General features: G+C 68.8%; 19 protein-coding genes and 1 pseudogene. 12 read left to right on the plus strand and 8 right to left on the minus strand.

Annotated features, from left to right (window positions below):
• Nucleotides 1-173 precede the first annotated feature (173 nt).
• Entirely contained in the window at nucleotides 174-917 is a 744-nt protein-coding gene (locus NO360_RS06490; RefSeq protein ID WP_256306766.1) for a DNA polymerase sliding clamp, read from the plus strand.
• Nucleotides 918-941: 24 nt separating this feature from the next.
• Here NO360_RS06490 and NO360_RS06495 read toward each other — a convergent pair whose 3' ends face one another.
• Nucleotides 942-2474 (minus strand): molybdopterin-dependent oxidoreductase, encoded by a 1533-nt coding sequence (locus NO360_RS06495; RefSeq protein ID WP_256306767.1) that lies wholly within the window; start codon nucleotides 2472-2474, stop codon nucleotides 942-944.
• Between the two features lie 111 nt (nucleotides 2475-2585).
• Entirely contained in the window at nucleotides 2586-3176 is a 591-nt protein-coding gene (locus NO360_RS06500) for a DUF7474 family protein (protein ID WP_256306769.1), read from the minus strand.
• A gap of 200 nt (nucleotides 3177-3376) precedes the next feature.
• Here NO360_RS06500 and NO360_RS06505 point away from each other — a divergent pair, with 200 nt between their 5' ends.
• Nucleotides 3377-4537, plus strand: a complete 1161-nt coding sequence (locus tag NO360_RS06505) for a DNA primase (protein ID WP_256307119.1) — start codon at nucleotides 3377-3379, stop codon at nucleotides 4535-4537.
• 142 nt (nucleotides 4538-4679) lie between these two features.
• On the opposite strand, the gene NO360_RS06510 is transcribed toward NO360_RS06505, so the two are convergent.
• Nucleotides 4680-4874, minus strand: a complete 195-nt coding sequence (locus tag NO360_RS06510; protein ID WP_256306770.1) for a DUF7472 family protein — start codon at nucleotides 4872-4874, stop codon at nucleotides 4680-4682.
• Nucleotides 4875-5222: 348 nt separating this feature from the next.
• Between NO360_RS06510 and NO360_RS06515 the strand changes: the two genes are divergently transcribed.
• On the plus strand, nucleotides 5223-5858 hold the full coding sequence (locus NO360_RS06515) for an SWIM zinc finger family protein (RefSeq protein WP_256307121.1): 636 nt from the start codon (nucleotides 5223-5225) through the stop codon (nucleotides 5856-5858).
• On the opposite strand, the gene hjc is transcribed toward NO360_RS06515, so the two are convergent.
• A complete protein-coding gene (gene hjc / locus NO360_RS06520; protein ID WP_256306771.1) occupies nucleotides 5811-6260 on the minus strand; it encodes a Holliday junction resolvase Hjc in 450 nt (149 codons plus the stop codon). The two genes, NO360_RS06515 and hjc, sit on opposite strands and share 48 nt — an antisense overlap.
• Nucleotides 6261-6417: 157 nt before the next feature.
• Here hjc and NO360_RS06525 point away from each other — a divergent pair, with 157 nt between their 5' ends.
• The 3 genes from NO360_RS06525 (at nucleotide 6418) to rpiA (ending at nucleotide 9073) form a co-directional block, all read left to right on the plus strand.
• Nucleotides 6418-7851: a sulfatase gene (locus NO360_RS06525; protein ID WP_256306773.1), complete on the plus strand. Its 1434-nt coding sequence runs from the start codon at nucleotides 6418-6420 to the stop codon at nucleotides 7849-7851.
• The gene (locus tag NO360_RS06530) at nucleotides 7852-8277 is read left to right on the plus strand and encodes a GtrA family protein (protein ID WP_256306775.1); all 426 of its coding nucleotides are present in this window, start codon (nucleotides 7852-7854) and stop codon (nucleotides 8275-8277) included.
• Between the two features lie 103 nt (nucleotides 8278-8380).
• Nucleotides 8381-9073, plus strand: a complete 693-nt coding sequence (gene rpiA, locus NO360_RS06535; RefSeq protein WP_256306776.1) for a ribose-5-phosphate isomerase RpiA — start codon at nucleotides 8381-8383, stop codon at nucleotides 9071-9073.
• Nucleotides 9074-9178: 105 nt separating this feature from the next.
• Here the strand turns inward: rpiA and NO360_RS06540 are convergent, their stop codons facing one another.
• Nucleotides 9179-9346, minus strand: a complete 168-nt coding sequence (locus NO360_RS06540) for a DUF1931 family protein (RefSeq protein WP_256306777.1) — start codon at nucleotides 9344-9346, stop codon at nucleotides 9179-9181.
• Nucleotides 9347-9660: 314 nt separating this feature from the next.
• On the opposite strand from NO360_RS06540, the gene larB reads away from it, so the two are divergent.
• The 4 genes from larB to NO360_RS06555 all read left to right on the plus strand — a co-directional run bounded on the left by larB (nucleotide 9661) and on the right by NO360_RS06555 (nucleotide 12181).
• Complete coding sequence (larB, locus tag NO360_RS06545) at nucleotides 9661-10452, plus strand: nickel pincer cofactor biosynthesis protein LarB (RefSeq protein WP_256306778.1); 792 nt, start codon at nucleotides 9661-9663, stop codon at nucleotides 10450-10452.
• A gap of 225 nt (nucleotides 10453-10677) precedes the next feature.
• Nucleotides 10678-10827, plus strand: a complete 150-nt coding sequence (locus tag NO360_RS19060) for a DUF7563 family protein (protein WP_425601423.1) — start codon at nucleotides 10678-10680, stop codon at nucleotides 10825-10827.
• Between the two features lie 131 nt (nucleotides 10828-10958).
• Complete coding sequence (gene surE, locus NO360_RS06550) at nucleotides 10959-11825, plus strand: 5'/3'-nucleotidase SurE (RefSeq protein WP_256306780.1); 867 nt, start codon at nucleotides 10959-10961, stop codon at nucleotides 11823-11825.
• A gap of 65 nt (nucleotides 11826-11890) precedes the next feature.
• On the plus strand, nucleotides 11891-12181 hold the full coding sequence (locus NO360_RS06555) for a GIY-YIG nuclease family protein (RefSeq protein ID WP_256307123.1): 291 nt from the start codon (nucleotides 11891-11893) through the stop codon (nucleotides 12179-12181).
• A 158-nt stretch (nucleotides 12182-12339) separates the two neighbouring features.
• On the opposite strand, the pseudogene NO360_RS06560 reads toward NO360_RS06555, so the two are convergent.
• Nucleotides 12340-12575 (minus strand): annotated as a pseudogene (locus tag NO360_RS06560) (cold-shock protein).
• A gap of 174 nt (nucleotides 12576-12749) precedes the next feature.
• Here NO360_RS06560 and NO360_RS06565 point away from each other — a divergent pair.
• Nucleotides 12750-13019 (plus strand): DUF7571 family protein, encoded by a 270-nt coding sequence (locus NO360_RS06565; RefSeq protein WP_256306782.1) that lies wholly within the window; start codon nucleotides 12750-12752, stop codon nucleotides 13017-13019.
• Between the two features lie 6 nt (nucleotides 13020-13025).
• Here the strand turns inward: NO360_RS06565 and NO360_RS06570 are convergent, their stop codons facing one another.
• Complete coding sequence (locus tag NO360_RS06570; RefSeq protein WP_256306783.1) at nucleotides 13026-14939, minus strand: ABC transporter ATP-binding protein; 1914 nt, start codon at nucleotides 14937-14939, stop codon at nucleotides 13026-13028.
• 198 nt (nucleotides 14940-15137) lie between these two features.
• A complete protein-coding gene (locus NO360_RS06575) occupies nucleotides 15138-15674 on the minus strand; it encodes an NADPH-dependent FMN reductase (protein WP_256306784.1) in 537 nt (178 codons plus the stop codon).
• A gap of 162 nt (nucleotides 15675-15836) precedes the next feature.
• Here NO360_RS06575 and NO360_RS06580 point away from each other — a divergent pair, with 162 nt between their 5' ends.
• The gene (locus NO360_RS06580) at nucleotides 15837-17210 is read left to right on the plus strand and encodes a phosphoglucomutase/phosphomannomutase family protein (RefSeq protein ID WP_256306786.1); all 1374 of its coding nucleotides are present in this window, start codon (nucleotides 15837-15839) and stop codon (nucleotides 17208-17210) included.
• Nucleotides 17211-17216 lie beyond the last annotated feature (6 nt).

Below are 17216 nucleotides of genomic sequence, written 5' to 3' on the forward strand. Positions count from 1 at the left end.
CATCGGGGTATGTTCCACACTCGTCGATCGGGGGTGCCGGCGTCGGTCACGCGCCGAGGGTTTGCGTCACGAACGACCGCCGGATCCGGACCCGTTCGCGCGCGTCCGCCCCCGCAGAAACACACAACCGAATCGGGTGCCTTTTTATCACATCCCGGCCAATCCCTCCCTATATGTTCAAGGCCATCGTGAGCGCGTCTACGCTCCAGGACGCGCTCGACTCGGTGAGCGTGCTGGTCGACGAGTGCAAGATCCGACTGAACGAGGACGAACTGTCGATTCGCGCCGTCGATCCCGCGAACGTCGGTATGGTCGATCTCTCGCTCGATGCCGCCGCCTTCGAATCCTACGAGGCCGACGGGGGCGTCATCGGCGTCAACCTCGCGAAACTCGAAGACTTCGTCGGGATGGCCTCGGGGGACGAACTCGTCGAACTCGAACTCGACGAGGAGACCCGGAAGCTGAACATCCGGATGGACGGCCTCTCCTCGACGCTCGCGCTGATCGACCCCGACTCCATCCGTCAGGAGCCGGACATCCCCGACCTCGACCTGGCGGCCGAGATCGTCCTCGAAGGCGCCCAGTTGGACCGCGGGATCAAGGCCGCCGACATGGTGTCGGACCACGTCCGCCTCCGCGTCGACGCCGACGACGAGGCCTTCCACATCGAGGCCGAGGGCGACACCGACGACGTCGACTTCGAACTCGACGCCGACGACCTCATCGCGCTCACGGCCGGTACGGCCGACTCGCTGTTCTCGCTGGACTACCTGAAGGACATGAACAAGGCGATCCCGAAGGACGCCGAGGTCACCGTCGAACTCGGCGAGGAGTTCCCGGTCAAGATCCACTACGCGGTCGCCGAGGGGCAGGGCAACGTCACGTACATGCTCGCGCCGCGCATCCAGAGCGACTAGCGTTTCTCTCCTCCTTTTCAGGCATCACACCCGAACGGGCCGTCTGTGCCATCCCGTCGCGCCGCTCGGACGGGGCGAACTCCGCTCCTCGGTCTGGACGGTGCCGTCCCGGGTGATCGCGCGGACGACGACCTCGAACTCCGAGCGGTTCGGCGCGTCGAACGCGTACCGCCAGCGCCGCCACGCGTGGGGCGCGATCGGCGACTCCAACTCGGCCTCGGTCCACGTGTCGCCGCCGTCGACGCTGACCTCGACGGCCGCGATCTCCTCGACGCCGGTCGCTAACCCACCGAACGCGACTCCCCCGACGACGACGCGATCGCCGTCGCGTTCGACGCCGCGGACGTACGACATCGTGTTGACGACGGCCTCCTCGTCCCATCCGCGCGCCTCCCAGTAGGCCTCGTGGTCGGCGGCCGAGACCTCGATTCGCGTGATCCACTTGGTCATCTTCATCCCGTAGCGGCCGGGGACGAGCAACCGGGCCGGAAAGCCGTGTTCCGTCGCGAGCGGCTCCGACCCCATCCGATAGGCGATCAGGATGTCCTCGCGCTCGACGATGTCGAGCGGGATCGCCTCGCTGTACCCGTCGGCGGCGTGGGTGACGACGTCGACCGCCTCGGCGGCGGGGTCGGCGTCGGCCACCAGGTCCGACAGTTGGACGCCCGTCCAGCGGGGCGTCCCGATGAGGTCGCCGCCGACGGTGTTCGAGACGCAGACCATCGTCGTGACCTGTTCGACGCTCGCGTCGTGCTCGCGAAGTTCGTCGTACGAGAGGCTGTAGGGTCGCTCGACCGCACCGTCGACGTCGAGCGTCCACGACGCCGGATCGAGATCCGGCGGTCGGATGTTGATGTCGACGACGTAGTGGTCCTCCGGGGCCGTGACCGCCGCCGGCATCCCCTCGAAGTCGAACCGAGGATCGCCGGGGGTGGCAACCGGCGATGCTTCTCCGGCGGCGTCGGTGCCGCCGTCGGAACCGCCCGCATCGACGCCGTCCACGTCGCCGCCGCGACCGCGCCCGCCAGCGAGTCGGTCGAACGCCGCGCGCACGCCGAGGAGCGACCCCGTCCCGACGACCGCGACCGCGCCGATCCGTCGAAGGAACCGGCGGCGGTCGGGCGATCGGCGGGTCGTCGGCGTCGAGAGCAGGCGACTCGCGATGTACGCCGGCACGACGGCGACGACGACGCCGAGGACCGCGCTCGGCGAGAGGGGAACCCCGGCGGCGAGAAAGACGGCTACGGTCGCGCCCACGGCCAGAAAACCCGCCAGGAACGGCGTCTCCGCTCGAACGCGCGGCCAGACGGCACCCCCGATCGCCGAGAGGGCGACGATCCCGACGAGCACCGATGCCAACAACACCGGCTTCGCGGAGAACCCCAAGAGGCCGACCGCTAAGGTCGACAGCCACCCCGGCGAGCGGACGATGATCCCCTCCGCGAGGGCGACGGGAGCGAATCCCCCGACGAGCGGTGCAGCGAGGTACAGTCCGGCGAGCCACACGGTGCCGACGACGGCACCGACCGTCCCGCGTCGAACGGTCGTCGAACGCATAGCGTTACCAAGGGTCGCAGAGGGATAACGCTGCGGCGTGGCTCGCTACGGCGCGGGAGCCACCCTGTACCGGAACGGAAGAGTGAATCCGACACCGAGAAGACGTCGTCTTCAGCTGCGATGGCGATCGATGACGCGCTTGGCCGCCTCGGCTTTCTCCTTCCAGCCGTAGCCCGCCTCGTAGACGTGACGTTTCGCGTCGACGAGGGCTTCGGGCGACGACTCCTCGAAGCCGCCGCGGGCCCACGCACCGCTGTCGTGGAGCCACTCGATCACGTTCTCGCGCGTCTCCGCCCACGAGAGGCCGACCATCTCGTACCACGCGATCATCGCGAAGACCGCGTTGTCGTGACAGCCCGGGACGCTCCCGTTGCGGTAGATGGTGCGCATCGGCTCGCGGGTCGGCTCGGACACCTCCTCGCGGAACTCCTCGGACGTGCGCAGTCGGAGCACGTCGTTGCCCTCCGTGATCCGCTCGTCGCGCTTGAGGCGTTCGAGCGCCGCGCGGTGGAGCGCGCCCCACTCGCCGTCGACCGCGTCGTAGAGTTCGGACTCCTCGGTCGGCGCGGCCGTGAGTCGGGCCACGATGTCGGTGTAAGCCTTTTCGACGGCCGGCCAGGCCGTCCCCTCGAACTCGCAGTCGGTGTCGTGGAGGCTGTTCGTGGCCCGGCAGTCGGGACACGGGTAGTCGAACTGCGGCACGTGGAGGGAAACGGCGGGGTCCGTCTTAGATGATGCGGTGTGGGTGCCGACGGGTCCCGCCGCTGGGAGCGTTTGGGAGCCCTCGTTCGTCGAAGGGGCGTCGGTAGGTAGTGGGTGGCTGTCGGTAGATGCGGGGGCCGTCAGTAGCTACCCAATCGTCGTGTTTATTCGGCGGCGGGAGAAAAGGAGAGGCGATGCAGCTGGACCCGCTCTACGCGCGCTACCCGTTCTTCGACGGGGCGCGCGAGGCCGTCCGAGAGGCCGACATCTCGCCGGCGGCGCTCATCACCGAGGACGCCCCCGCAGTCGATCGGGCCACGGAGCGGGTCAAACGCGCCCTGATGGAGGGGACCGTCGCCGCCGAGGAGCCGTCCCGGTGGGACGACCGCGAGAAGTTGCTCTCGTATCCGATCGCCCGGATTCTGGTCTCGTTGATCGAGACGCCTGCGGCCGTCGAGAAGTACGCGACCGCGGAGGCCGCGACGGCGCGCGAGCGGTTCGAGACCGACTTCGCGGCCGACGACGACTTCCAGAGCACGGGGCGACGCCGCGCATCGCTCGACGACGTCCTGCGGGAGTTCGACCTCGCCGACGCCGTCCGGCCAGAGCGGGACCGAGTCGGAGCGGAGCGGGCAGGACGCGGCGGCCGGCGCGGAGGCGGGCGGGGCGGTCGCGGCCCCACGCACTACTGGGTCGGTATCGGGCCGTACCTCGAACTCGCCGACGCCGATTGGGGGGAGCGCTGGCGACTCGTCAACCGGGAGGTCGCCGACGGCGAGGTCCGGATCTCCGCCGAGCACCTCTCGCGGCTCCTCGAAGCGGCCGTCGAGCGCCGCGTGGCGGAGGGCCTCCCGTTCGAGGTGCGCGGCACCGACGGCGGCGACGCCCTCGCGGAGGCCTTGGAATCGGCCGTCTCGGAGCTTCGGGGGCTGCTCGACGACCACGACGCCGTCGACCCGCGACGGGTCGACACCGTCGTCCCCGCGCTGTTTCCCCCGTGTATGCGGACGCTCGTCCGCCGTGCCCGGGAGGGCGAAGCGCTCTCGGACCACGCGGAGTTCTCGCTCGTCTCGTTCCTCGTGGCGCTCGGGATGGACCGCGGCGACGTGGCGACGCTCCTCGACGTCAGTCCCGAGAGCGAGGCCGGCGCGCGCATCGAAACGCGCGTCGAGTACCTCACGGAGCGCGACGGGACGCAGTACCCGCCGCCGTCGTGCGCGACGATGAAGGAGTACGGCACCTGCGTCGATCCGGACGAGCGCTGTGAGACGATTTCGCACCCGTTGTCGTACTACACCGACGCGATCCGGGACGCCGGCGACGTCCGCGACTGGCGTGAGACCGCCGAACGCGCGGAGTGAGGCGGTGCTGGGAAGAGTCGGAGAGGCGTCGCAGGCGGCGCCTGGCGCTACTCCGGAATCGACGACGCGAGGGACTGCTCGCCGGACTGCAGGGCAGAGATAGACGAGCGGGAACCGGATCGCGATACCGACGGAGCGAGAGTCAGTCCTGCAGGACGAGGCCGACGCCGGCCATCACGAGCACGAACAGCGCGATCGCGCCGACGAGCGCGAGCCCGCCGGTCTCGCCGAGGTCCGGGCCGTACGTGGCACCGATGCCGATGAAGAGCGCGAAGAACGCACCGACGGAGACGAGAGAGACCACGATCTTCCGGCGCATCGCCGCGTCGATTTCCATACCCGGGCCTTCCGGAGGACATTCTAAAAGGGCTTCGATGCGACGCGCTCCCCGCCGAACTCCACCTGAAACGAGGGTTTAGGGTCGTCGGGCGCGTACGAGTACGTAACGAGGGAGCGATCCGACTTCGTAGGAGACGCCCCCTCGGGAGAGCCACCAATGACGCACACCCGAAACACAGCCGCGTCAGACGAGACTACGACCCGACTGGGACGAGGAGCGGACGCCCGCACCACGGACCGGCCCTCCCGCGGTCGTCGAGACGGATCGACCGCCGGCGACCGGGGAGGCCGGACGTTCCCCGCCGCGGGCTACGAAGGCCGCGCGTACCGCGCACGGACCGAACCGATGACCGTCCGGCCGCTGCGTGACGGCCGCTACGTCGTCGAGAGCGAGGGCGGCACGTACGTCGTCGACGCCGAACGAACGACCTGCACCTGTCCGGACAACGCGATCCGCGGCGCTCGCTGCAAGCACATCCGTCGCGTGAGTCTCGAAATCGAGGCGGGAGCGGTCCCCGCGCCGAACGAGCGCGAACGCGTCTGCGCCGTCTGCGGCGGTCGGACGTTCGGCCCGATCGACGACTGGAGCCCCGCGCTCTGTGACCGACACGACCACGAACCCGGCGACGTCGTCCGGGATCGGGAGACCGGTAGCCTCCTCGTGGTCGTCGACGCGATCGGCGAGCGGGCCGACGAGACGCGGACCGACGAGGGGCGCCTCGTCTCCGAGTACGAGACCAACGCGGCCTACGGCGGTCAGGAACCCGTGTTCGCGGCGGTCTACGCGGAATCTCTGCCGATCGATCCCGGCGACGCGCGGCGGTACCTGTTCCCGGCGTCCCGCCTCCGCCCGCTCCCGAAGGACGCCGGCCGGGACGACGTCTCTCGCCGGGAGGCGGGCGCAGACGATGCCGGTCGCGACCGCGCTTCCTCCTTACTCGGCCCCGTCGTCGACGCCGTCGCCGACGTCGGTCAGCCGTGACTGCGCGGGGCCGCCGACGAACGAGTCGAAGCCCTCGCCCTCCGCGAGCGCCGTCTCCTTTTTCACCCGGTAGTTGCCGCCGTCGGTCACGTGGAGGTCGCCGGGGTGGAAGAAGAACCACTCCTCGCGGTCGAAGCGGACGCCGATGCGGGCCTTCGCGCCGAAGTTCTGCGCGAAGTAGATCAGGGCCTCGACCTCCTCGCCGGAGAGGTAGATCGGCCGGCCGGAGCTGGACTTCGCCTCGATGGCGTAGAAGACGTCGCCGTCGCCGGCGAGCACGTCCGGGAGTTCCCGCTCCGTCGCCGACCCCGAGGCGGGCGCGCGCATCACCGCGAATCCGGCCTCGTCGAGGCGGTTGACCAGTTCGCGCTCGCGGCGGTCGCCCTTTCGATTCGAGGACATACCCGTACTCGTCCGGAGAGACAGTTAAACGGGACGACCGCGGTCGTCGAGGCGAGTCAAAACAAATCCGCGGGTATAAATGTCTAAAATGCCATTACCGGGATAGTACGTCGTTCCGCGGATCGGGGCTCCGCGTCGAACGAGTCCGCGCACACAGATGAACACAGATACTCACGTCTCGAACGTCGTCCTCGTCACGGTCGATTCGCTGCGGGCCGACGCGATCGGCGCGTACGATCGAGACCGACACACGCCCGTGATGGACGACCTCGCCGACCGCGGGACCGTGTTCGAGCGGGCGTTCGCGACCGGCAACTGGACGCCCTTCTCCTTCCCCTCGATCCTGGCGTCGCGGCCGGTGTTCGCCGACTCCGGCGAGATCGGCGTCGAGAACGTGCCGACGCTCGCCGGGACGGTCTCCGACGCCGGCGTCGCGACCGGGGGGTTCAACGCCGCGAACGGCTTTCTCACCTCGCATTGGGGGTACGACGACGGCTTCGACGAGTTCGAGCCGTTCGTCGCCAGCGTCGGATCGAGCATCTACAGCCGGTACCTGGCGACGCACCCGACCGTCGAAGCGTGGCTCCAGTTGGCCGCGTCGCCGATCAGGCGGATCCGGTCGCGGCTCGCCGGCGACACGGACGACCGGCCGTTCCTGGACACCTCGCGGATGTTCGACGTCGAACACGCCGCCGGCGAGTTCCTCGACGCGACCGAGGAACCGTTCTTCCTCTGGGTGCACTACATGGACACCCACACGCCGTACGTGCCCGCGCCGCGGTACATCCGGGAGGTCTCCGACGGGATCTTGGGAACCCACCGGATGCTCCACGCCCACACGCGGACCGGCCTCGGCTGGGAGGTGGGCGAGCGGACCCTCGACGACCTCCGGACGCTGTACCAGGCGGCCGCCCGGCAGGTCGACGCCAGCATCGGTCGCCTGCTGGACGAACTCGCGGCCAACGGCCTCGACGACGAGACGGCGGTAATCCTCGCCGGCGACCACGGCGAGGAGTTCCAGGAGCACGGTCACCTGGCGCACTACCCGAAACTGTACGACGAACTGATCCACGTCCCGTTCGTCGTCGACGTGCCGGGCGCGGACGGACGGCGGGTCGAACAGCAGGTCGGCCTGGACGCGATCCCCCCCACGGTGACTGAACTGCTCGGGATCGACGCCCCCGAGGAGTGGACCGGCGACTCGCTCGCGTCGACCGTCATCGACGGCGACGCGCCGGCGGACGAACCGGTCGTCTCCGTCACCGTCCGCGACGAGGACGTGACCGCCCAGCCGATCCCGCGGTCGCTCGACGACGGGGACCTGCTGGTGAGCGTCCGCGACCGCGACTGGACCTACATCCGGAACGTCGACGCGGAGACGGAGGAAATGTATTACCGCCCCGACGACCCGACCCAGCAGGACGACCGGGGCGACGACGCCGACGGGGACGCGCGGGCGGTCCGCAAGCGCTTCCGACCGATCGTCGACGCCCACGCGGAACTGCTCCGCGAGACGGGCGACGTCGCCGCGGACGCCGGCGACGTGAACGAAGACCTCGGGGCACGGCTGGAGGCGCTCGGCTACCGATAGATGCTCCGGAGCTTCCTGCGCAACCTCCATAGCGGCCCGCTCGCGCTTCAGCTCCGTCGGTTCGTCGTCGTGGGCGCGGTCACCGCCGGCATCCAGATGGTGCTTTTGTGGGTCTTCGTCGACGTCGTGGGGCTGTTCTACCTCCTCGGCGCGCTCTTCTCGATCGAGATCACGATCATCCTCTCGTACGTCCTCAACAACGCCTGGACGTTTCAGGCCACGCAGAACACCGGAACGGTCGAGTACCTCTCGGGGCTGCTCAAGACGAACGTGGTCCGCGGGACGGCGATCCCGATCCAGCTCGCGGTGCTGTATCTGCTCGTCGAGTGGCGCTCGGTGCCGTACCTCGCGGCCAACGCCGTCGCGATCGTGGTGAGCGGGATCTACCGCTACGTGCTCGACGCGAAGTGGACGTGGGGGCAGTGAGCGGCGCGGTAGAGAGCGGTGGGCGGCGCAGCGAAGAGCGGAAAGCGGTGAACGGCGCGCCCGGAGCGGAAGTTTTGTGCCGGCCGTCGCCGAGTCGACGGGTATGAAGACGACCGGCGGAACCGACGACCAGAAGCGACGCGCGGGCGAACGCGCCGCCGAACTCGTTTCCGACGGCGACGTCGTCGGCCTCGGAACCGGCAGCACCGCCGCGCACGCGATCCGCGCGCTCGGACAGGCGGTCGACGACGGCCTCGACCTTCGAGGGGTCCCGACGTCGTTCGACTCCCGAGCACTCGCCCGCGAGGCCGGGATCCCGCTCCGCTCGCTCGACGAAGTCGACGGCGTCGACCTCGCGATCGACGGTGCGGACCAAGTCGACGAGGACCTCCAGGCGATCAAGGGCGGCGGCGCGGCCCACGCCCGCGAGAAAGTCGTCGACGCCGCAGCCGACCGGTTCGTCGTCGTCGCGGACCCCTCGAAGGTCACCGAGGCGCTGTCGCGCCCGGTGCCGGTCGAAGTTCTCCCCGACGCGCACGCGGCGGTCGAACGGGATCTGACGGACCTCGGCGGCGAGCCGACGCTCCGACGGGCAGAGCGAAAGGACGGGCCGGTCGTCACCGACAACGGGAACCTCCTCTTCGACTGCGACTTCGGCGTCGTCGACGATCCGGCGTCGCTGGCGACGGGGCTCTCGGGTCTGCCGGGCGTCGTCGAACACGGGCTGTTCGTCGGCCTCGTGGATACGGTGTACGTCGGAACCGACGACGACGTCGAGGTGCGGCGTCGGGAGTGACGGCGGTCTCGACCGAGCGGAACGTCGTGTAGGGTTGCCCAGGCTATCGACGGACCGGGGACTGCACGGGCGGCTATCGCGAAAAAATCGGATCGAGTCGCCGACTTACAGGTCGCGGGGCTGGACCGTCTTGCGGTCGTTCTGTTCCGCGCGACGGGCAGCGTCTTCGAGCAGTTCGTTCACTTCTTCGTCGAGCGCGTCGTAGAAGTCAGAAGCAACGTTCTTGTCCTGGAGCGCTTCCTTCACGGCCGCTTTGACAATAAGGTCTGCCATACAACACCCTCTATATCGGCACTATATAAAAAGATTTTCCAAAACGCCCGCCTCTCCGTCCGTGCGCCTCGTCTGTAGCGTTTGCTATGGGAATGATTTATATACCCGGGCACCGCATTAGACTGATCGAACTGTTTCGGGCGATTCGACACCTGTGGCGTCCCGAATCGACTGATTGGAACGATACGATCCGGCGAGCGCGGTCCGAGTCGATCGCCGCGGTGGCGAGCGCCGCGACGCCGATCGCCTCGGCTGTTTGTCCGGTCCGGCCTCTCGAACGATAGGTACGTGACGCTCGACCCCGGAAGGTGGGTATGCGCGAACTGTTAGAGGCCGTCGCGGCGGGCGAACTCTCGCCGACGGAGGCCGAGGCTCGACTGGCCGGGTACGTGACCACCGACGCGGGGCGGTTCGACGCCGCTCGGGAGCAGCGGCGCGGGGCTCCCGAGGGCATCCTCGCCGAGGGCAAGACGCCCGCAGAGGTCGCGACGCTCGCCACCGCGGCGCTCGACTCGACCGGCCGCGCGGTCATCACGCGAGTCGCCGCCGCGGACGTCGCCGCCGTCGAGGCGGCCGTCGACGAATCCGTCGAGTTGGTCCACGACGAGCGCGCGGGGACGCTCGTGGCTCGCCGAGCGGACTACGAACCGCCGACACTGGACGCGACCGCGGCGATCGTCACCGGCGGGACGGCCGACGCCGCCGTCGCCGGAGAGGCGGCGACGGTACTCGACGCGATGGGAGCCACCGTCGAGCGAATCGACGACGTCGGCGTGGCCCACCTCGGCCGGATCCTGGATCACCTCGACGCGCTCCGCGCCGCGGACGTCCTGGTCGTCGCCGCCGGACGGGAGGGCGCGCTCCCCACCGTCGTCGCCGGTCTCGTCGACACCCCCGTGATCGGCGTGCCGGTCTCGACGGGCTACGGGCACGGCGGCGACGGCGCGGCGGCGCTCTCCGGAATGCTCCAGTCCTGTACCGTGCTCTCGGTGGTCAACGTCGACGCCGGATTCGTCGCCGGGACGCAGGCGGGGCTCGTCGCTCGCGCCGTCAGCGACGCCCGCGGCGGCGAGTCCGACCCTCGCGACGCTCCGGACGCCGAGTGAGTGCCGCGCGGCGTCGCACCGTCCTGTCGCTCGCCGCGGTCGCTTTCGCCCCGTCCCTCGTCTGTCGCCGTCGCGACGTGGCTGTCGCCATCGCCCCTCCGCCGTCGCCGTCGCCGCGTTCCTGTCACCGCCAGGTTCTCGAATCTCGCGCGCGTGCGCGGAAAGCCCTATAAGTCGCGGGTCCGTATGGGAATCACCGGCAAATGGTGGCTGCCGGACACACGCATGCCAAGTTGTGACCACTGCGGGTCACACGTCTCCGACCGCTTCGCGCGCGTGTTCGCCGACAAGCAAGGGCGACTCCTCGCCTGTCCAAACTGCTCGGCGAACGCGGGTATCGCGGAGGTCGCACGGCGGCGCACCCGCACAGCGTGACCACTGAAACGGACACAGACCACCACGCGAAGCCGACTCCCGTTTTCGATCGGGCGGGCGAACCACCCCCCGATCGTCGTACCCAGTCCCGTACCGGAAGGGCTACCTGTCTCTCCGCGAACGCTCTCTCAATGAGCGACGGTCCCGCGATCCTCCTGACCAACGACGACGGCATCGACGCGCCGGGCATCGCGACCCTCCGGACGGAACTCACCGCCTTCGGGGACGTCACCGTCGTCGCGCCCGATGCGAACCAGAGCGGCGTCGGCCGGACCCGGAGCCACACGGCCCGGATCCGCGAGCATCCCTGGGGGTACCGGCTCTCCGGCACGCCCGCCGACTGCGTCGCGTACGGCCTGCGGGGACTGGAGACCGACTTCGACGTGGTCGTCTCCGGCGTCAACAACGGTCCGAACGCCGGCAACTACGTCGTCGGGCGCTCCGGGACCGTCGGCGCGGGCATCGAGGCGGCGTTCCTCGGCACGCCCGCGCTCGCCATCTCGGCGTACCACTCGACGGACTTCTTCCTCTCGCCGCCGGAGGAGTACGACTTCGCCCGTCCCGCTCGGATCGCCGGCCGCCTGGTCTCACGCGCCCTCGAATCCGGCGTGTACGAGGACGTCGACCTGCTGAACGTCAACGCACCGGTGGACGCGTCGTCGCCGCCAGTCATCCTCACCGAACCGTACCACGACTACGAACAGGACGTCGAACCCGCCGACCCCGAGGCGCTCGACGACGGCGAGATCGACGCCGACGGCGGAGAGTTAGCCGCGGACGAACAGATCGTTCACCTCCACGACCGGACGTGGCCCGGCGTCGTCGGCTGGGAGAACCCGTTCCCGCCGACCGACGAACACCGCGAGCGGTACCCCGTCGGGACGGACCGCCGCGCGATGGTCGACGCCGCCGTCAGCGTCTCGCCGCTCTCGATGAGCCACGCCTCGCCCGATAGCGCCGCGCTGGCCGAGGTCGTCGAGACGATCGACGTGGAGTGACTGCCCGCGGCGAGATGTCCGATCACGACTCACGAGAACCGACCGCCGATCACGATTCACGAGACGTGACTGCCGACTCCGACGACCGCGAGGTTGGCGCCGACCCCGACGGCGATCACTACGTCTACGTCCTGGAGTGCGCCGACGGCTCGCTGTACACGGGCTACACGACCGAGGTGGAGCGCCGCGTCGCCGAACACAACGCCGGCGAGGGCGCGAAGTACACGCGCGGTCGGACGCCCGTCGAGTTGGTCCACGTCGAGTCCTTCGACTCGAAGTCGGCGGCGATGTCGCGGGAGTACGAGATCAAACAGTTCTCGCGCCGGGAAAAGGCGGAGTTGGTCGGCCTCGACTAGTCGAAACGGGTCTCACGCGTGCGGGACCGCCCACACGGTGGTCGTCGCGATCGATCTGCGGCGCAGACACAGAGCGTACACTGCTGTATCTCCGCTGTGTGAGGATCTGAAAGGACGAATCACCGTCCATCGCTACGAACGACGGGCGAGACGGGTCGTTAGTCGCGGACGAGGTTCGTCGCGCGGGATCCCTTGGGGGGGGACGATTCGATTTCGAATTCGACTTCCCGTCCCTCTTCGAGGTCGGAACTGCCGACGTCCTCTCTGTGGAAGAACACTCCCCGTCGTCGACAACGTCGTCGTCAGTCGAAGTGAAACCGTAGCCGCCGGTGTCGTTGGAGAGAGCGACGGTACCGTTTGCCCCGACAAGAGAACGGACTCTGCTTTCGGAAATGACGCTTCCGAGGGTCGAGGCACCACGACAGTCGCCGGCTTCGGACGGGGCGCACCAATCACGCAACCGGGCCGTTCGGGTTCCGGTTATCGGTTCGGCTCCAGGCTCGTGTAGCCAGTTCGGTTGCGGAGGCAGGTATATACGGGCCGATCACGAGACGTACTGTGCACCGCTATGAAACCGTGTCACGGCTGCCAGTCGGTTATCGACGAGTATCTCCTGGATAAACAACTCGAACCGCTGCGCGAACTCACGGCCGACGATTTCAACCTCTGTGCGGACTGTGCGACCATCGTCGCGGACGCGTGCGTGGAGTGCGGCGGCGGAGTGTACGTTCCTCGAAGCGACTCCGTCACCCCCGACTACTGCCCGGCGTGTCGGTCCGACCTCATCGATCGCACCGGTCACGACCCTGGCTGGACGCGCGGCCGCGTGTCCGGCTGAGCGACGCTACCCCGCTCGATCCGCGCTGACCGCTGCGGACTCGTCGAGTTGCGCGTCCCACAGCGCGGCGTACTCTCCCGACCCGGCGAGCAACTCGTCGTGGGTGCCCGATTCGACGACTTCGCCGTCGTCGAGGACGACCACCCGATCGGCGTCCCGAATCGTCGAGAGGCGGTGTGCGATGACGAAGGCGGTTCGGTCCTCGATTAACCGATCGATGCTCGCTTTGATCCGTTCCTCGGTCTCGGTGTCGACGTCGCTGGTTGCCTCGTCGAAGACGATGATCGCCGGATCGTTGAGCAGCGCCCGGGCGATCGCGATCCGCTGTCGCTGGCCGCCGGAGAGCTTGATCCCCCGTTCGCCGATCTGTGTCTCGTAGCCGTCCGGGAGGTCGGCGACGAATTCGTGGGCTGCCGCCGCTTTCGCGGCCGAGACCACGCGGTCGCGGTGCTCCCGTGCGCCGTGCCGTTCGGCGGCGAGCACCTCGCTGTCGCCGTAGGCAACGTTCTCGGCGACGGTTCCGGAGAAGAGGTAGGGGTTCTGCTCGACGACCGCGATCTCCTCGCGGAGGGCCTGCAGGTCGTACGCTCTAACGTCCCGACCGTCCACGGAGACGGAGCCTTCGTCGACGTCGTGCAAGCGCGGGACGAGCTTCACGAGCGTCGACTTTCCGGCACCGGTCGCCCCGGCGAGGCCGACCGTCGCGCCGCTCGGGACGTCCAACGAGACTGATTCGAGTACCGACTCGCGGTCGTCGTAGCTGAACGAGACGTCCTCGAACGTCACGTGACCGTCTATCCCGTCGGGCACGTGTGGGTCCTCGGGTTCGGTGACGGTCGGCTCGCGCCCGAGCAGGCCGAACACCCGCTCGGCGCTGGACTTGGCGAGCTGGTACTTGTTGGCCGACCGGCCGATCCGACGCATCGGGGAGTACAGCCGCCGGAGGTACAGGAAGAAGGCCGCGAAGGCCCCCGTCGAGATCAGGGCCGCTTCGCCGGGGGGCGTCGTGATGATGGCCCGGCCGCCGACGAACAGGATGAGGACGAACACGACGCCGGTGAGGAGGCGGAGCGCGGCGAAGAACCCCCGGCGGATACGCAGGGCGGCGACTTTCTCGTCGTGATACGCCTCGCTCTGCTCGGCGACGCGGTCGCGTTCGAAGGCGTATCGGTTGAACGACTTCACGACGGCGACGCCCCCGAGGTTGTTCTCCAGGCGGGTGTTAAGCCGGGCGACCGTCTCTCGAATCGACTTGTATCGCGGTTCGATCCACCGGAGGAATAGCACGCTACCGAGACCGATCACGGGGACGGGAGCTAACGCGATGAGCGCCAGCGTCGGCGCGTAGTACCAGAGGATCACCGCAATCCCGCCGACGGTCGCGACGACGCGAATGAGTTGACGGAACTCGGTGTTGAGGAACTGCTCCAACCGATTGATGTCGCTGTTGAGAATCGACATCAACCCGCCGGTCTGGTGGTCGGCGAAGAAGTCCATCGAGAGGTGCTGGAGGTGATCGTACGTGTCGTCGCGGAGGTCTCGCTGGATCTTCTGTGCGGAGGACTGTAACAGATACCGCGACCCGAAACGCGTGACAGAGCGCAGGAGATACGCCAGCGCAGCGATCGCGACGAGTCGCTGTAAGAACGCCAAGCGGGCGGCCTCACCGGTGATCGCGCCGCCCGGCAACAGGCCCGCCTCGGTCAGCAGCCCCGGTTCGTCAGCTCCGAGAACGATCCGATCGATGGTGGTCGCGACGATGATCGGCGGGACCAGTCGGGCGAACCGGGTCCCGATCGCCGCGATCACCCCGAGCGTGATCCGGGGCCAGTACGGGCGAGCGTACCCGAGCAGGCTCCGCATCGGATGTCCGTCGACTGTCTCACTGACGTCGGAAAAGCCGCCGTCTTCGTCGGTCACGCGTGCGGTACCCGAAGGCTCGCGCCGCTTCCCGTACGATCGACACCGAATCTCTCAATCATAGCGTAGCCACGTCGATCAAACGCGTCGAACCCAAACAAAGGTGTTGTTCGCCCCGCGACACGCCGGAACTCGAACGCTACTCGGCGCGCTCTGCTTCGAGCGTCGACAGCTGCGCGTGCGGGTCGCCGTTTGGATTCACGAATCCGGATGCAACCGCCGCGCCTCCTCGACGACCGCCACGCCGAGTTCTTCGAGTCGACGCCGCGTGTCGGCGTCGGCGAGGCGGTCGCCGTCGTACTTCTTCGAGGCGTTCCGAACGCCCACCTGTTCGGGGACCGTGTGGCCGTATACGCCGCGCACCGTGCTCCGCATGTGTTCCAGCGTCGGACCGTAGGAACCGCCCCCGGCGGTCGCGACCAGGCCGACTGCCGTGTTTCGGTAGTCGTCCTTCGAGCAGTAGTCGTGGAAGTTGCGGAACGTCGAGGAGTACGACCCATGGTAGACGGGCGAGCCGAGGACGACCGCCTCCGCCCCGCGGACGCGACGCGTGAGTTCCGCCGAGTCGCCCTGCTCGTCGCGGTCGGGGTCGTACAGCGGGAGGTCGACCGCACCGAGGTCGAGCAGTTGGGTCTCGACGCCCGTCTCACCCGCGGCGTCGAGGACCACCTGCAGGGACTTCTTCGTGTAACTCCGCTCGCGCCGGCTCCCGGAGACTGCGAGGACCGTAATCATTACACTCACCTCGGGGTCCGAGGGCGAAAAGAGCCGTGGGTGCGGCGGGACGCGGAGCGCGAGCGGCGCGGAGCGAGAAACCGCGAGGGCAGCGAGGCGCGGGACGGTCGGGCGAGGCCCCGCCGCCGCATCTTTTTATCCGATGCCGGAAACAGTGCGTGTATGGACGCCATCTCCTTCGGGACGGACGGCTGGCGGGCGACGCTCGACACCTTCACCGACGAGCGGGTGCGGATCGTCGGGCAGGCGGTGGCCGACTATCTCGCCGACGAAGGCTACGACGACCCCGTCGTGATCGGCTACGACGCCCGTCTGAGCTCCGAGGGGTTCGCCGGGTCGCTGGCGGACGTGTTCACCGGCAACGGCTTCGACGTCCTCCTCCCCAGGCGCGACTGTCCGACGCCGCTCGTCGCCCACGCGATCGTCGAGCGCGGACTCTCCGGCGGGCTGATGATCACGGCCTCGCACAACCCCCCGGAGTACAACGGCGTGAAGTTCATCCCCGCCGACGGCGCGCCGGCGCTCCCGGAGGTGACAGACGCCGTCGCTGACCGGCTCGCCGAGCCCGATCTCCGCCCCGAATCCGAGCGCGGGACCGTCAGGCGGGTGGACCTCGTGACGCCGCACGCCGAACACGCCCGCGAGCTGGTCGACGCGGACCTCTCGGGGCTCACGGTCGTTCACGACGCGATGCACGGCTCCGGCCGCGGCGTCACCGACGAACTCCTCCGCTCCGCTGGCGCGGAGGTGTTCAACGTCCGCGACGACCGCGATCCCGAGTTCGGGGGGACGCCGCCGGAACCCAGCGCCGAGAACCTCGGGCCGCTCGTGGAAGCCGTGGAACGACACGGCGCGGACCTCGGCGTCGCCAACGACGGCGACTCCGACCGCGTCGCGTTCGTGACGCCCGATCGCGGCCACTTAGACGAGAACCTCTTCTTCGCGGCCGCGTACGACTACCTGCTGGAGTCGGACTCCGGCCCCGCGATCCGGACAGTCTCGACGACGTTCCTGATCGACCGGATCGCCGAGGCGCACGGGGAAGAGGTGTTCGAGACGGCGGTCGGCTTCAAGTGGGTCGCGCAGTCGATGGCCGAGCACGACGCGCTGATGGGCGGCGAGGAGTCCGGCGGCTTCTCGATCCGCGGGCACGTCCGCGAGAAGGACGGCGTCCTGATGGGACTGCTCGGCGCGGCCGCGGCAGCCGCCGAACCGATGGACGACCGCGTCGACCGCCTGCTCGACACCCACGGCGACATCGTCGCCGACAAGATCGGCCTCGACTGCCCTGACGCGGAGAAGGACCGCGTCATCGACGAACTCGACGACGCCCTTCCCGACCGGGTCGCGGATCGCGACATCGCCGAGGTGGTGACGCTCGACGGCTTCAAACTCCTGCTCGACGACGGCTCGTGGCTCCTCGTCCGCCCCTCCGGGACGGAACCCAAAATGCGGATCTACGCCGAAGCGGCGAGCCAGGAGCGCGCGGACGCGTTGCTGGCGGCGGGCCGGGAGTTAGTCGAGCCGCTCATTTGAGAGGGT

The sequence above is a fragment of the Halobellus litoreus genome (assembly GCF_024464595.1).
Taxonomy (GTDB): Archaea; Halobacteriota; Halobacteria; order Halobacteriales; family Haloferacaceae; genus Haloquadratum; species Haloquadratum litoreum.

Excerpts from the sequence above, each read along its gene's own strand:
- NO360_RS06490 (WP_256306766.1), top strand. The coding sequence starts at position 174 with ATGTTCAAGGCCATCGTGAGCGCGTCTACGCTCCAGGACGCGCTCGAC.
- NO360_RS06510 (WP_256306770.1), bottom strand. The coding sequence starts at position 4,874 with ATGGAAATCGACGCGGCGATGCGCCGGAAGATCGTGGTCTCTCTCGTC.
- rpiA (WP_256306776.1), top strand. The coding sequence starts at position 8,381 with ATGAAGACGACCGGCGGAACCGACGACCAGAAGCGACGCGCGGGCGAA.
- NO360_RS06565 (WP_256306782.1), top strand. The coding sequence starts at position 12,750 with ATGAAACCGTGTCACGGCTGCCAGTCGGTTATCGACGAGTATCTCCTG.
- NO360_RS06575 (WP_256306784.1), bottom strand. The coding sequence starts at position 15,674 with ATGATTACGGTCCTCGCAGTCTCCGGGAGCCGGCGCGAGCGGAGTTAC.
- NO360_RS06580 (WP_256306786.1), top strand. The coding sequence starts at position 15,837 with ATGGACGCCATCTCCTTCGGGACGGACGGCTGGCGGGCGACGCTCGAC.
- hjc (WP_256306771.1), bottom strand. The coding sequence starts at position 6,260 with ATGTCCTCGAATCGAAAGGGCGACCGCCGCGAGCGCGAACTGGTCAAC.
- NO360_RS06495 (WP_256306767.1), bottom strand. The coding sequence starts at position 2,474 with ATGCGTTCGACGACCGTTCGACGCGGGACGGTCGGTGCCGTCGTCGGC.
- NO360_RS06540 (WP_256306777.1), bottom strand. The coding sequence starts at position 9,346 with ATGGCAGACCTTATTGTCAAAGCGGCCGTGAAGGAAGCGCTCCAGGAC.
- NO360_RS06525 (WP_256306773.1), top strand. The coding sequence starts at position 6,418 with ATGAACACAGATACTCACGTCTCGAACGTCGTCCTCGTCACGGTCGAT.
- NO360_RS06515 (WP_256307121.1), top strand. The coding sequence starts at position 5,223 with ATGACCGTCCGGCCGCTGCGTGACGGCCGCTACGTCGTCGAGAGCGAG.
- surE (WP_256306780.1), top strand. The coding sequence starts at position 10,959 with ATGAGCGACGGTCCCGCGATCCTCCTGACCAACGACGACGGCATCGAC.
- NO360_RS06530 (WP_256306775.1), top strand. The coding sequence starts at position 7,852 with ATGCTCCGGAGCTTCCTGCGCAACCTCCATAGCGGCCCGCTCGCGCTT.
- NO360_RS19060 (WP_425601423.1), top strand. The coding sequence starts at position 10,678 with ATGCCAAGTTGTGACCACTGCGGGTCACACGTCTCCGACCGCTTCGCG.
- larB (WP_256306778.1), top strand. The coding sequence starts at position 9,661 with ATGCGCGAACTGTTAGAGGCCGTCGCGGCGGGCGAACTCTCGCCGACG.